The organism is uncultured Pigmentiphaga sp. (genome assembly GCF_937950555.1).
Lineage (GTDB): Bacteria > Pseudomonadota > Gammaproteobacteria > Burkholderiales > Burkholderiaceae_B > Pigmentiphaga.
Genome location: NZ_CALFCW010000069.1, coordinates 147,290 through 160,540, shown reverse-complemented (window position 1 = coordinate 160,540; position 13,251 = coordinate 147,290). Strand labels below are relative to the sequence as shown.

The 13,251-nt window shown below is 66.4% G+C and carries 13 protein-coding genes; 7 read left to right on the top strand and 6 right to left on the bottom strand.

What is annotated here, in order from left to right; translation table 11 throughout:
• Positions 1-1,722 (bottom strand): acetolactate synthase 3 catalytic subunit, encoded by a 1,722-nt coding sequence (locus Q0319_RS16920; RefSeq protein ID WP_296469521.1) that lies wholly within the window; start codon positions 1,720-1,722, stop codon positions 1-3.
• A gap of 461 nt (positions 1,723-2,183) precedes the next feature.
• On the opposite strand from Q0319_RS16920, the gene Q0319_RS16915 reads away from it, so the two are divergent.
• The 4 genes from Q0319_RS16915 to Q0319_RS16900 all read left to right on the top strand — a co-directional run bounded on the left by Q0319_RS16915 (position 2,184) and on the right by Q0319_RS16900 (position 6,992).
• Positions 2,184-2,621, top strand: coding sequence for an RDD family protein (locus Q0319_RS16915; protein WP_299454624.1), 438 nt, complete (start codon positions 2,184-2,186; stop codon positions 2,619-2,621).
• Positions 2,622-2,906: 285 nt separating this feature from the next.
• The gene (locus tag Q0319_RS16910; protein WP_299454665.1) at positions 2,907-5,126 is read left to right on the top strand and encodes a TonB-dependent siderophore receptor; all 2,220 of its coding nucleotides are present in this window, start codon (positions 2,907-2,909) and stop codon (positions 5,124-5,126) included.
• A gap of 148 nt (positions 5,127-5,274) precedes the next feature.
• Positions 5,275-6,045, top strand: a complete 771-nt coding sequence (locus Q0319_RS16905) for a tetratricopeptide repeat protein (RefSeq protein ID WP_299454621.1) — start codon at positions 5,275-5,277, stop codon at positions 6,043-6,045.
• On the top strand, positions 6,042-6,992 hold the full coding sequence (locus Q0319_RS16900; RefSeq protein ID WP_296469883.1) for an alpha/beta fold hydrolase: 951 nt from the start codon (positions 6,042-6,044) through the stop codon (positions 6,990-6,992). Before Q0319_RS16905 ends, Q0319_RS16900 begins: the two co-directional genes overlap by 4 nt.
• Here the strand turns inward: Q0319_RS16900 and Q0319_RS16895 are convergent.
• Positions 6,967-7,185, bottom strand: a complete 219-nt coding sequence (locus tag Q0319_RS16895) for a hypothetical protein (RefSeq protein ID WP_296469886.1) — start codon at positions 7,183-7,185, stop codon at positions 6,967-6,969. The genes Q0319_RS16900 and Q0319_RS16895 overlap by 26 nt on opposite strands.
• Before the next feature lie 223 nt (positions 7,186-7,408).
• Here Q0319_RS16895 and Q0319_RS16890 point away from each other — a divergent pair, with 223 nt between their 5' ends.
• The 3 genes from Q0319_RS16890 to Q0319_RS16880 are packed head-to-tail and all read left to right on the top strand — an operon-like array spanning position 7,409 to position 9,790.
• Positions 7,409-7,651, top strand: a complete 243-nt coding sequence (locus Q0319_RS16890) for a FeoA family protein (RefSeq protein WP_296469895.1) — start codon at positions 7,409-7,411, stop codon at positions 7,649-7,651.
• A gap of 4 nt (positions 7,652-7,655) precedes the next feature.
• A complete protein-coding gene (locus Q0319_RS16885; RefSeq protein ID WP_299454616.1) occupies positions 7,656-9,503 on the top strand; it encodes a ferrous iron transporter B in 1,848 nt (615 codons plus the stop codon).
• A gap of 14 nt (positions 9,504-9,517) precedes the next feature.
• Entirely contained in the window at positions 9,518-9,790 is a 273-nt protein-coding gene (locus tag Q0319_RS16880) for a DUF6587 family protein (RefSeq protein ID WP_299454613.1), read from the top strand.
• Between the two features lie 15 nt (positions 9,791-9,805).
• Here Q0319_RS16880 and Q0319_RS16875 read toward each other — a convergent pair whose 3' ends face one another.
• The 4 genes from Q0319_RS16875 to boxA form a co-directional block, all read right to left on the bottom strand.
• Positions 9,806-10,249: a MaoC family dehydratase gene (locus tag Q0319_RS16875; RefSeq protein WP_296469164.1), complete on the bottom strand. Its 444-nt coding sequence runs from the start codon at positions 10,247-10,249 to the stop codon at positions 9,806-9,808.
• Positions 10,246-11,088 carry an enoyl-CoA hydratase/isomerase family protein gene (locus Q0319_RS16870; protein WP_296469162.1) on the bottom strand — a complete coding sequence of 281 codons (843 nt, stop codon included), beginning with the start codon at positions 11,086-11,088 and terminating at the stop codon, positions 10,246-10,248. Before Q0319_RS16870 ends, Q0319_RS16875 begins: the two co-directional genes overlap by 4 nt.
• Before the next feature lie 84 nt (positions 11,089-11,172).
• The gene (locus tag Q0319_RS16865; protein ID WP_296469160.1) at positions 11,173-11,961 is read right to left on the bottom strand and encodes an enoyl-CoA hydratase-related protein; all 789 of its coding nucleotides are present in this window, start codon (positions 11,959-11,961) and stop codon (positions 11,173-11,175) included.
• Positions 11,962-13,248 carry a benzoyl-CoA 2,3-epoxidase subunit BoxA gene (gene boxA / locus Q0319_RS16860; RefSeq protein WP_296469158.1) on the bottom strand — a complete coding sequence of 429 codons (1,287 nt, stop codon included), beginning with the start codon at positions 13,246-13,248 and terminating at the stop codon, positions 11,962-11,964.
• Positions 13,249-13,251 lie beyond the last annotated feature (3 nt).

Genomic DNA, 13,251 nt, shown 5'->3' with positions numbered 1-13,251 from the left:
TTAGAGGTCTTCGGAACCGAGCAGCATCTCGGTCAGGCCCTTGCCGGCCTTCACCATCGGCCACACGTTTTCCGTGCGGTCCGTGATGATGTCCAGGAACACCAGGCGCTTTTTGTGGGTGGTGAACGCTTCGCGCAACGCGCCCTCGACATCGCGGGCGCTTTCGATGCGCATGCCGACGTGGCCATAGGCCTCGGCCAGCTTGACGAAGTCGGGCAGCGAATCCATGTACGACTCGGCATAGCGGGAACCGTAGTCGATCTGCTGCCACTGGCGCACCATGCCCAGGTACCGGTTGTTCAGGCACAGGATCTTGGGGCTCAGGTGGTACTGATGGCAGGTCGACAGCTCCTGGATGTTCATCTGGATCGACCCTTCGCCGGTAATGACGGCGACGTCGGCATCCGGATACACCATCTGCACGCCCATGGCATACGGCAGCCCCACGCCCATCGTGCCCAGCCCGCCGGAATTGACCCAGCGGCGCGGCTTGTTGAAGCGGTAGTACTGCGCGGCCCACATCTGGTGCTGCCCCACGTCGGAAGTGACGAAAGCCTCGCCGCGCGTGACTTCCCAGAGCTTTTCGATCACGAACTGGGGCTTGATGACGTCGTCAGAGCGCTTGTATTTCAGGCATTGCCGCTCGCGCCACGCGCCGATCTGCTTCCACCAGGCAGCGAGCTGCTGCGGATCGCGCCGGTTTTCCTTGAGCGCGGACTCCAGGTGCGCCAGGAGGTCCTGCAGCACGTCCTTGACGTCGCCCACGATGGGCACGTCGACCTTCACGCGCTTGGAAATCGACGAGGGATCGATGTCGATGTGGACGATCTTGCGGGCGTTCTGCGCGAAATGCTTGGGATTGCCGATGACGCGGTCGTCGAAGCGCGCGCCAATGGCCACCAGCACGTCGCAATGCTGCATGGCCATGTTGGCCTCGTACGTGCCGTGCATGCCGGGCATGCCGACGAAATGCTCGTCCTCGCCGGGAAAGCCGCCCAGCCCCATCAGGGTATTGGTGCACGGCACGTCCAGCATGTGCACGAGTTTGGTCAGCTCGGGCGCGGCATCGGCCAGGATGACCCCGCCGCCCGTGTAGATCATCGGGCGCTCGGCCTGCAGCAACAGTTGCACGGCCTTCTTGATCTGCCCCTGGTGCCCCTTCACGACGGGCGAGTAGGAGCGCATCTTGATCTCGCCCGTGGGGGGCGTGTACTTGCAGCGCGCGACCGTGATGTCCTTGGGGATATCAACCAGCACTGGGCCGGGACGGCCGGTGCGGGCGATGTAGAAGGCCTTGCGGATGGTTTCCGCGAGGTCCTTGACGTCCTTGACCAGGAAGTTGTGCTTGACGCACGGCCGGGTGATGCCGACGGTGTCGGCCTCCTGGAAGGCGTCCTGGCCGATGGCGGTGGTGGGCACCTGCCCCGTCAGCACCACCAGCGGGATGGAATCCATGTATGCGGTCGCGATGCCGGTTACCGCGTTCGTCACGCCGGGGCCACTGGTGACCAGCGCCACGCCGACGCGGTTGGACACGCGCGAATAGGCATCGGCGGCGTGCACGGCTGCCTGCTCGTGACGCACCAGGATGTGCTTGAACTTGTCTTGCTTGAAGATCTCGTCGTAGATGTAGAGAACCGAGCCGCCCGGATAGCCGAACACGTGTTCGACCCCCTCATCGGCAAGGCTGCGCACGACGATCTCGGCGCCTGTGAGTTCCATTGGATGTGTCGTCCATTCAAGTTCGCGCTGACGCCCCGGGCGGTACTGCCTCCTGGCAGGGAAACCAAACCTGTACGGGCACCGGCAGCATGCAGCGACGCTTCACGGTTCACGGAACCGATCCGCTCGCCCACCCTGCCGACCTCGCACACGTTCACCGGAACGAGCACTGAAGGTTGAAACGGAAGGCCAAGGCCAGGCCGCCTGCGCCCTTTCGGGCCGAGGCCGCCGCAACGCTTTTGGCGCGGACTTGGGCTTGAGTAACTGCAATGCTTGGCGCCGAAGGTATCGGGCGCCAGACGAAGCGCTCTGCCGTCGACTTGGGTATCGCTTTCGGCGAGCCCGCTAGGCTATCAGGTATGCTGCACCGCAGTCAAGGTAGCGGTGCGCGCCTGGGATTTTCCCGCACTGCCCCCTGGGGGCGGGCGCGCGCCCGCCGGCTCGGGTTATCGTAGCGCCCCATGAATGATACGCAGTCCTTCCGCCCCGCTCCGCTTCCCACCCCCGGCCGCTGGCGCCGTTTCGCCTGCATGCTGTATGAAGCCATCCTGCTGTTCGGCGTGGTATTCGTCGCCGGGTATCTTTTCGACACGCTGACGCAGAGCAGGCATGCGCTGGCGCTGCGGCACGAGCGCCAGGCCTGGCTCTTCTTCGTCATCGGCGCCTATTTCGTCTTGTGCTGGCGCCTGGGTGGCCAGACCTTGCCCATGAAAACCTGGCACATCCGGCTCACTGACGCGGACGGCGGGCGGCCTCCGCTCTGGAAGGCAGTCCTCCGCTACCTGCTGGCCTGGCCGTTCACGCTCACGGGCATCGGGTTCGTCTGGAGCTTCTTCGATCCGGACAAGCAGTTTCCCCAGGATCGCCTGCTCGGCACGCGGCTGGTTTCCACGCGCTAGCCCAGGCGGCCGCTGGAGCGCATCGGCGGTGCGGCGTTGCAGCGCCTTGATGGAGCTGGGCGCTCCGGCGGCGTGTTGTTTTTTCCCCCAAATGCCCCCGGGTGGCCGCCTTCCCTGAGGAATCTTCAGTTGCCTGTAAGGTTGCGCGTTCTATCGTTGCCCCCTAAGATATAAATGCGAATCATTCTTCTTATCTCTTTTTTTCTTCGATGATTGACGGGCGCGCAGGCGCCCGCTTGGGGGGATTTCACGGTGACATCTTCGAACCCATTCCGGGTCAATACCTTGGCGGCCGCGATCGGCGCCCTGACCTTCCTGCCTGCCGTCCAGGCCCAGTCGCAGGACGCGGCAAACGCAGACGCGCCGCGGTCCGGCGGCCAGCTCGCGCCGATTACAGTACAAGGCGAGGCCGATACGCCCTACAAGGCAGAAAAATCGGCATCTCCGAAATTCACCGCGCCGCTGGTCGATACGCCCAAGAGCGTGACCGTCATTCCGCAAGAAGTCATCGAGAACACCGCCTCTACCACCCTGACCGAAGCGCTGCGCCTGACCCCGGGCATCACCTTCGGCGCCGGCGAAGGCGGCAACCCGCTGGGCGATCGCCCGTTCATCCGAGGCTATGACGCACAGGCCAGCACGTTCGTGGATGGCATGCGCGACATCGGCGCCACCACGCGCGAAATCTTCAATATCGAACAGGTCGAGGTCACGAAAGGCCCCGACGGCGCCTACGGCGGCCGGGGCGGGGCCGGCGGCAGCATCAACCTCATCACCAAGGCGCCCATGGCCGAGAATTTCACGAACGCCACGCTGGGCCTGGGCACGGACAATTACAAGCGCGCCACGGTGGACGGCAACTGGCTGTTGGGCGACAACATGGCCTTCCGGCTCAATGCCATGGCGCACGACGCCGACGTGCCAGGCCGCAAGGCGGTGGACAACTCCCGCTGGGGCATCGCACCGTCCTTCACGTGGGGGTTGAACACGCCGACCCGGATCACGCTGAGCTATTACCACTTGCAGACGGACGACACGCCCGACTCGGGCATCCCGTTCATGTACGGCAACAGGGTGCCCGCCGGCGTCACGGCAATCCGCCCGGTCACAGTCGACATGGACAATTTCTACGGCCTGGCCAACAGCGATTTCCTGAAGAACCGCTCAGACGTCGCCACCGCCCGGATCGAGCACGACATCAGCAGCAACCTGACCTTCCGCAACACGCTGCGCTACACCGCCTCGGACCAGCGCTACATATGGACCCAACCCGACGACAGCCAGGGCAACGTCAACGACGGCCTGGTCTGGCGCCGCGCGAACACCCGCACCAGCGGCGTCCATACCATCGCCAACCAGACCGAGATTTTCGGCAAGGCCAACCTGGGAGGCTATGAGCACAGCTTCACGGCCGGGATCGAACTTTCGCGCGAGAAGGCCGACAACGGCACCTACACCATTACGAGCACCCTGGGCAGCCGCAGCACCAACTCTTGCGGGCTGGGCGCAGGCGCGCCGTCGGGCTACACGTGCACGGACCTCTACAACCCCAACCCGTATGATCCGTGGACGGGGAGCATCATCGAGGGCGAACGCGCCAACCACTTCAAGACCACGACCAAGTCCATCTATGCGTTCGATACCATCAAGCTGAGCGAACGCTGGATGACCAACCTCGGCCTGCGCGTGGACGACTACAAGACCCGCTACTTCAACGCCACAACCGACGTCGGCCGCAACGACACGCTCGTCAACTACCAGCTGGGCCTGATCTACAAGCCTGCGTCCAACGGCAGCATTTACGTGTCGTACGGCACCTCGTCCACGCCCGCCAATGCCTTTCTCGGCCAGGGCAGCGAAAGCGGCAGCCTGACCCCGGGACGCGGTGGCGTGGGCCCCAATGCCGCGGAACTCGGCCCCGAGAAAAACCGATCGCTGGAGCTGGGTACCAAGTGGAACCTGCTGGATAACCAACTCGCAGTCAATGCTGCCGTGTTCCGCATCGACACGACCAATGCCCGCGTGACCATGCCCGACAACACCTACGCGATGGCTGGCAACCGCCGCATCAACGGCTTCGAAGTCGGCTTCTCGGGCAACATCACCAAGGCTTGGCAAGTGTTCGGCGGATACACCTTCCTGGACAGCGAGATGCGCAACACCGGGGCCACGACCGACGTGACCAAGGGGCAGGAGTTCCCCAATACACCCAAGCACAGCGCCAGCCTGTGGAGCACCTACAGCGTGACCAGCGATTTCTCGCTGGGCGGCGGCGTGTTCATCGTGGGCAAGCAATACGGCTCGAATGGCGCGGTACGCCGCTACATCCCGGGTTACACCCGCTTCGACGCCATGGCCGCGTATCGCATCAACCGCAACGTGAGCCTGCAGCTGAACCTGCTCAACCTGACCGACAAGCGCTACTTCACCTCGACCTATTCGACGCACTATGCCGCGGTGGGGGCAGGCCGGGCAGCAATCCTGAGCGTCAACCTGAAGTACTGAGGAGGTTCGCCCTGCGCGCGCGGCGTGCCGTCCCAGTGTGGACGGCGCGCCGAACTTTTCTAAGGCGGCCGCCAAGCCGGGTGCGGGCCTGCGCCAGGCTTGGGGCCGCCTTCGCACTGGCCCGTCCGTTCTCATGCACAATCGCAGCATGCACCCCATCACTCCCCGCCGACTGAACACCGCCACGCCAGAAGAGATCGCCGAGGTCCTGCGCGGGCCCGAGGAGCACGCAGTGGCCTGGATACGGGCCGCTGCCGAAGGCGGCGTCTCCGAAGCCCAGGCCGTCTACGGGCAAATACTGCTCGACGGCCGCGGCACGCCCGTGGACCGCGAACAAGCCGTGTATTGGTTCAAGCGCGCGGCCGACGCCAACCACGCAATGGCGATGAACATGCTGGGCCAATGCCACCGCCACGGCTGGGGGGTCCCCGTGAACCTCGTCCTGGCCGCCTATTGGTACCGGCTCGCAGCCCAGCAGGGCTTGGACTGGGGCATGTACAACTACGGCACGGCGCTGGCCCTGGGAGAAGGCGTGCCCGCCGACCGCGCCCAGGCCATGGCGTGGTTCAAGCGGGCGGCCGCCTTGGGCCATGCGAAATCCATCAATATCCTCGGCGGCTTCTACGAAGACGGCTGGGAAGTCCCCGTCGACAAAGAGCGCGCTTTCGAGCACTACCGCCGTGCAGCGGAGGGCGGAGATTTCCGTGGGCAGTTCAACTACGCGCGCCTGCTGGTCGAACGAGGCGAAATCGACCTCGCGCTGCCCTGGCTGGAGCGCCTGCCCGAGACGGCCACGCCCGCCTTCCTCGCCAAGGTGGCCGCGTTCTTTGCCCGCGCCGGCGATGCGCGGGTCCGCGCGGTGGCGCAACGGCTGGAGCGCCGCGCCGGCGCAAGGGGCGAAGGGACCACCCAGCCATGATGGCGTGGACCATGCGCGCCTTCACGCTCACCGTGGTGGCGCTCATCGGCCTGACCGCGTGGGCACTCTCGCATGGGATGCCCTGGCCCGCTGCCCTCGCCACGGCCGCCTTGCTCGCGGTGCTGGTCCACGCCGCCCTCGTCGCGGCGGGTTTCCTGCTCGCCCGGGCCGAAGCGAAACGGGCCGGTGAACCCGCACCGCCCGGCTGGGCCGCCGCCGCGCTGCCTGAGATCCTGCTTTCGATACGCAACATGTACGTGGATATCCCGTGGCGCCACCGGTGGCCCGCCCGCCTGCCCGACAACCCACGGGGCGCGGTGCTCCTGGTACATGGCTACGGATGCAACCGCGGCATCTGGCGGGACCTGGACGATTGGCTCGCCGCGCGCGGCTGGGCCGTCGCGGCGCTCGACCTGGAACCACCCCGGGGAAACATCGACGAATTCGGCAGGCAGGTCGCCGCCGAAGCCGCAGCGCTGGCGGCACGTACCGGCGCCGGCCCGGTCATCGTCATCGGGCACAGCATGGGCGGCCTGGCCGCGCGGGCGGCGCTGCGCTGCGCGCCCGACGCCCCCATCGGGCACATCATCACCATCGGCACCCCGCACGGCGGGACCCGGCACGCGCGCTTCGGACGTGGCCTGTGCGCCGCTCAGATGATGCCCGGCCACCCCTGGCTGACCGGGCTATGCACGGCCGAGCGGCCAGGTTGGCCAAGCCTCTGCACGTGCATTGCCTCGCGCCACGACAACATCGTCGCCCCGGTGAGCCGCGCGCTGCTACCCGGCGCCGCAGTCACGCAAATCGTCGAGCGGGTCGGGCACATGGCCATGCTGCACCACCCCGCAGTGCGCGAATTCCTAGGCGCGCGGCTGGCACAGCTTTCGAGCGGCCCAGCAACCCCCGCCGGGAATGCAAAGCTCAGCGGCGGCGCCCCAGGGCGATGACTACCGCCCCGGCAGCAATGGCGAGCACCCCGGCCCAGACCGGGATCTCCACGGTCTTGCGGGTATCCGCGGTGGCCTCCACTGGGCCGAGCTTGAGCAGCGTCTCCTCGGATGTGTACGAGAAGGTCCGGTAGCCGAGGGCCACTATCCCCAGCACGATGAGCAACAGGCCGACCACCACGGATGCTTTCATGTTTTCCCCTCTTGGTTGAGCCTACGCCCGCAAGATACCCGATGCACCGGCCCGCCGCGGCGCAAAACACGCCGGTCGTAGCATTTCCTTACCTCTGAAAGGCCTTTCGGAAACACGCAACCGCCGCAGTGCTGCCTGCCCGTGGACCGCGCCGGACCGGTGCAAAACTTTTTATAATTGGTTATCGTTTTCATTTTCACCATTGCCGACCGAGTACATGGCTATACGCCTCTCCGAGCTACCCTTTGGCCATGAAGCGGCCGTCAATACCGTCGAAGACGCACTACCCGCCGATCCCGTTGCCGTCCGCCTGCGCGATCTCGGCTTTGTCGCCGGCGAGCGCGTGCGCATCGTGGCCCGCGGCCCGATCGGCGCCGACCCTCTGCTGGTCCAGATAGGTTTTACCCGTTTCGCCCTGCGCCGCTCCGAGGCCGCGCGGGTCGTGGTGGAACCCCTCGCATCCTGATCCCATGTCCACCGCCGCCCTGTCGAACCTGCGCGTTGCCCTCGTGGGCAACCCCAATTGCGGAAAAACCGCACTGTTCAACCTGCTGACCGGCAGCCGCCAGAAAGTCGCCAACTATGCCGGCGTCACCGTCGAGCGCAAAGAAGGCCGCTTCGTCACCGCCTCGGGCCGGCAGGTCAGCGTGCTCGACCTGCCCGGCGCATACAGCTTGCACGCTGCCAGCCCGGACGAGGCCATCACGCGCGACATCTGCATGGGCCAGTTCGCCGGCGAACCGAGGCCGGACCTGCTGGTGGCCGTGGTGGACGCCACCAACTTGCGCCTGCACCTGCACTTCGTGCTGGAGCTGCAGCGCCTGGGGCTGCCCATGGTCCTCGCCCTGAACATGGTCGATGCGGCAGCCCGCCGCGGCATCCGCGTCGATCGGGAAAAACTGGAGCAGGCCCTGGGCGTCCCCATCGTGGAAACAGTAGCCGTCAAGCGCAATGGCGCCGCCCAATTGCTCTCGCGGCTCGATGGAGAGCTGCCCCCTCCCTCCCGCGGCCCAGCCCCCGGTGCCGACCTGCACCAAGAAGTCAACCGGCTGCTGCGCGAGGCCGTGTCGGTGCCGCGCCGGACCGCCGCGATCGACGACGCGCTCGACCGCTGGCTGCTGCATCCGGTATGGGGCCTGGTGACCCTGGCCGTGGTGATGTTCCTCATGTTCCAGGCGGTGTTCTCGTGGGCCGAGCCGCTCATGGAGCTGATCGAGTCGTCCGTCGGCGCCTTGGGCGCTTGGGTCGGCGCGACGCTGCCGGAAGGCTTGCTCAACAGCCTGCTCGTCGACGGCATCATCGCCGGCGCGGGCAGCGTGCTGGTATTCCTGCCCCAGATCCTGTTCCTGTTCTTCTTCATCCTGCTGCTGGAAGAATCGGGCTACCTGCCGCGCGCCGCCTTCCTACTCGACAAAATGATGGTGGGAGCGGGCCTGACCGGGCGCTCCTTCATTCCGCTGCTGTCCAGCTTCGCCTGCGCGGTTCCCGGCATCATGGCCACGCGCACCATCCAGGATCCGCGCGATCGGCTCACGACCATACTCGTCGCCCCGCTGATGACCTGCTCGGCGCGCCTGCCGGTCTACACGCTGCTCATCGGCGCTTTCATCCCGGACCAGACGGTGCTCGGGATCTTCAACCTGCAAGGCGTCACGCTGTTCGTGCTGTACGTGGCAGGCATTCTGAGCGCCCTTGCCGTGGCCTGGGTGATGAAGCTGCTGCGGCGCGACACAACGGAACACTCCCTGCTGCTGGAACTGCCGTCCTACCGCATTCCACACTTGCGCGACGTCGCGCTGGGCCTGGCGGAGCGGGCACGCATTTTCCTGGCCCGCGTGGGCGGCATCATCCTGGCGCTGACGGTGCTGATCTGGTTCTTGTCGAGCTTCCCCTCGCCGCCCGAAGGCGCGACCGGCCCTGCCATCGAGTACAGCTTCGCGGGCCGCATCGGCGAAATCCTCCAGACAGTCTTCGCCCCGATCGGCTTTAACTGGCAAATTTCCATCGCGCTCGTTCCCGGCATGGCTGCGCGCGAAGTTGCGGTCGGCGCATTGGCCACGGTGTACGCCCTATCGGCCGAGGATGAGGAAACGGCATCGACGCTGCTCACTCCGCTAATCGCGGCCCAGTGGCCGCTCGCCACGGCGTTCTCGCTGCTCGCGTGGTTCATTTTCGCGCCACAGTGCCTTTCCACCCTGGCCGTCATCCGTCGCGAAACCGGTTCGTGGAAGGTCGTGGCGCTGGCCGCCGGCTATCTGTTCGGCCTGGCCTACCTGGCATCCTTCATCACGTATCATGTGACCAGGATGCTGACCTGATTCGAAGGGCTGCCATGAATGCCTACTCCGTACTCGAAATCGCGCTCGTCTCCCTCATCGTCGCAGCGTGCGCGATCAAGGCTTTCGGGCGATTCGCTCCCAGGATGCGCATGCGCCTGCAGGCTCGCCTTGCCAACGCCTTGGACCGCCCCGGCCGCGCGCCGTGGCTGCGCAAGGCGGGCCAACGGCTAGGTGCGGCAGCGCCCGATGCGGGATGCGGCAGCGGCTGCGGTACCTGCGATGGCTGCGGCCCCGCCGACGCCAAGCCCGTGCACCTGCGCCGATGATGCCGCGAGGTGGAGTCAGGCGCGGCGGTTCAAATCGAACAGGCTCGTGGCGGTCAGGTCCAGCACCTCGCGGCCGTCCTGGTTCAACAAATGCCAGCGCCAGCGCAGCACGCCCAGCTCCGGACGGCTGCGTGAAGGCCTAGCTTCCAGCACCTCCGCCCGCAAGCGCAGCTCGTCGCCCGCAAACACCGGATGGGGCCAGCGCACCTGCTCCACCCCGGGCGAAGCGAAAGACTCCGAGTCATGCAACGCGGCCTGCACTGCGAGCTCCATCGCGATGCCGCAGGTCTGCCAGCCGCTCGCGATCAGTGACCCGAAGTGTCCTTTGCGGGCCGCTTCCTTGTCCGTGTGGAACCATTGCGGATCGTAGCGGCTCGCAAAGGCCAGCATTTCCGCCTCCTCGACGCGACGCGGCCCGGCCTCGATGACCATGCCCGGCTGGAAATCGGCGAATCTCATGCATGGTTCTCCGTCTGGATGCCTTGCGTCTTGCGCCGGTCATGCGCGAAGCGGGGAGCGCGCTTCTGGGCCAAGGCGGCCAAGCCCTCCCGCGCGTCTGCGCCGGCAAATCCGAAAAACTCCAGGGCCAGCGAATGTTCGAACGCCGGCCACGCCGACCGCAGCCAATGATTCAGGCTGCGCTTGGTCCAGGCCAGCGCGGTGGGACTGCCAGCCGCAAGCTGCGCCGCAATGCGCCGGGCGACAGGCAACACGTCCGCATCGTCCACGCACAGGCTGACCAACCCGATGCGTTCGGCCGACTCGCCGTCGAGCGGCGCACAGGTCAACAGATGGTACTTGGCCTTGGCCATGCCGCAAAGCAGGGGCCATAGGAGGGCGGCATGGTCGCCGGCCGCGACGCCCAGCTTGGTATGGCCGTCGATGAGCTTGGCGCTGCGCGCGGCGACGGAAACATCGGCCAACAGTGCGAGCGCCGCGCCGGCCCCGACGGCTGCGCCGTGGATCGCCGACACGATGGGCAGGTCGCAGTCCAACATGCCCTGCACGAGGTCACGGGCCTCCCGCATGACGCGCAGCCTGTCTTCTTCGCTATCGAGCATGGCCCGGACCACGTCCGCATGGCCGCCGGCGCAAAACCCCGTGCCCTCGCTGTGCACGAGCACGCACCGCACTCCCGGCTCGCGTGCGAGCCGGGGCCAGATGGCGGCCAATTCCGCATGGCCCCGGGCGCCCAGCACAGGTATGGTGCCCGGGGTGCCGAGCACCAGCTCTGCAATGCCGTCGTCGCCGACCGCAACGCGAAAATCGGACGTATCCACGCGCAATTCGTGGGACATGCTTCCTCCTCGAACGTGAACGAATGGTAGGCAACAGCCGGCGACCGTTCCCGCGCAGGCGCGCCGCCGGGCACCCGGAAAGTCCTACCGCACCCACGCGGCGGGCCGCTTCTCGAGAAAGGCCGCGAAGCCTTCGCGCGCCTCGTCCGTGCCGCGCACCCGGCTGATGGTGCGGGCGGTGAGCTCCCTGGTTTCGGCCGTCACGGGGCCGACCTCCAACCGGCCGAACAAGTCCTTGATCTCGGCCAGTGCCTGCGGGCCGTTGGCGACAAGCTCGCCCACCATGGCATCGACGGCGGCATCCAGTTCGGCGGCGTCGACCACCCGGTGTGCAAGTCCTACCTGCAGCGCCTCCTGGGCATCGATGCGAGAGGCGGTCAATGCCAGCCGCAGCGCATGGCGCTTGCCCACGGCGTTGACAAGGTACGGACCAATGACGGCCGGCAGGATGCCGAACCGCGCCTCGCTCACGGCAAAGCGCGCGTCACGGGCGGCCACGACGAGGTCGCAGGCGCAGGCCAGCCCGACCCCACCCCCGAGGGCGACGCCCTGGACGCGCGCGACCGTGGGTTTGGGACAGGAGGCGATCGCGTCGAGCATGGCGGCGAAACGGCGCGCATCCTCCAAGTTCCACGCCTCCGTGGCACGACTCGCGCGCTGCATCCATTGGATGTCCGCCCCTGCGCTGAACGCCTTGCCGCGCCCGGCGAGCACAATGGCCCGCACCGATGCGTCCGCGCCGAGCTCTGCAAAGACCTGGGCCAGCTCGGCGATCATCCGTTCGTCGAACGCATTGAACACCTCGGGCCGGGCCATCTCTACCCGGGCGACGCCCGCCCCGCTCTTGGTGATCGAGAGAGTCTCCATGGCCATTCAGTACGTCTCCAGGTGCAGCCGTCCTTCGCGCTTGAGTGTGGCGGCGATCGATTCCCAGTTCAGCCCCGCCTGCAAGGCGACGTCGCGCAACGCAAGGATGACGCCGGTTTCCATGCTCTTGAGCCCGCACACGTAAAAGTAGGAATTGGGGTCCTGCAAGAGTTCGGCGAGGTCGGCCGCGCGCTCGCGCATCAGGTCCTGCACGTAGCGCTTGGGTGCGCCTGGCGCCCGCGAAAACGCAAGGTTGATGTCGATGAAGTCCTTGGGCAGGCTCATCAATGGCCCGAAGTACGGCAGCTCCTCCTTGGTGCGCGCGCCGAAGAACAGCATCAGCCTGCCGCCTTCGAACCGCCCCTTGCCGCGCAGGCGGCGCCGCCATTCAGTCATGGCGCGCATCGGCGCGCTGCCCGTGCCGGTACATATCATCACGATGTGCGAACGGGGATGGTTGGGCATCAAGAACGAGGCGCCGAACGGCCCGATCACCTGCACCTTGTCGCCCACCTTGAGGTCGCACATGTAGTTGGAGCACAGGCCGCGGACCGGATTGCCCTGGTGGTCCGCCGTCACGCGCTTGACCGTGAGCGACACGTTGTTGTAGCCGGGCCGTTCGCCGTTGCGCGGGCTGGCCACGGAGTATTGGCGCGCATGGTGCGCCCGGCCCTGCGCATCGACCCCGGGCGGGATGATGCCGAGGGACTGCCCCTCGAGCACTGGAAATGGCACGGAGCCGAAGTCGAGCACGATGTGATGGGTTTCATTCTGCGTGCCTGGCTCGTTGACGCGCACATTGCCCACTACCGTAGCCGTGACGGGATTGCGCGGGCCGTAGAGGTTGGTGTAGGCATGGGCGGCAGACCAAGGCGGAATGGTGGCGCCGTACGAGGCGGCATTGAAAGGCTCATCGTCCGCGGAAAACGCTTCCGGTTCACGCTCGGCCAGCGGCCCCGGCGGGGCCTCGGCGCCTCCCTGGTCGACCGCGGCGCCTGCCGCTGCGAGCTGTTCGGGGGTCAGTTCGTCGGGCAATGCATCCCAGCCCAATTGCTCTTCGATGCTATACGCGGCCGACGCCAGCACGGATCGCCAGTTATCGATCGCGCCGGTTGGGCATGGCGGCACGCAGGCCATGCAGGCGTTGCAAACATCGGCCCGCACGACGTAATTCCTATCGTCGTGGGTGATGGCGCCCACCGGGCAGGTCGCTTCGCAGGTGTTGCAGCGTATGCAGATTTCCGGATCGATCAGGTGCTGCTTGATGACGACCGTCTTGACTGGCGTATCCATGCG

Coding starts and splice junctions, on each gene's coding strand:
- Q0319_RS16895 (WP_296469886.1), bottom strand. CDS start 7,185: ATGAAAGCATCCGTGGTGGTCGGCCTGTTGCTCATCGTGCTGGGGATA.
- Q0319_RS16900 (WP_296469883.1), top strand. CDS start 6,042: ATGATGGCGTGGACCATGCGCGCCTTCACGCTCACCGTGGTGGCGCTC.
- Q0319_RS16875 (WP_296469164.1), bottom strand. CDS start 10,249: ATGAGATTCGCCGATTTCCAGCCGGGCATGGTCATCGAGGCCGGGCCG.
- Q0319_RS16880 (WP_299454613.1), top strand. CDS start 9,518: ATGAATGCCTACTCCGTACTCGAAATCGCGCTCGTCTCCCTCATCGTC.
- Q0319_RS16885 (WP_299454616.1), top strand. CDS start 7,656: ATGTCCACCGCCGCCCTGTCGAACCTGCGCGTTGCCCTCGTGGGCAAC.
- Q0319_RS16870 (WP_296469162.1), bottom strand. CDS start 11,088: ATGTCCCACGAATTGCGCGTGGATACGTCCGATTTTCGCGTTGCGGTC.
- Q0319_RS16905 (WP_299454621.1), top strand. CDS start 5,275: ATGCACCCCATCACTCCCCGCCGACTGAACACCGCCACGCCAGAAGAG.
- Q0319_RS16865 (WP_296469160.1), bottom strand. CDS start 11,961: ATGGCCATGGAGACTCTCTCGATCACCAAGAGCGGGGCGGGCGTCGCC.
- boxA (WP_296469158.1), bottom strand. CDS start 13,248: ATGGATACGCCAGTCAAGACGGTCGTCATCAAGCAGCACCTGATCGAT.
- Q0319_RS16920 (WP_296469521.1), bottom strand. CDS start 1,722: ATGGAACTCACAGGCGCCGAGATCGTCGTGCGCAGCCTTGCCGATGAG.
- Q0319_RS16915 (WP_299454624.1), top strand. CDS start 2,184: ATGAATGATACGCAGTCCTTCCGCCCCGCTCCGCTTCCCACCCCCGGC.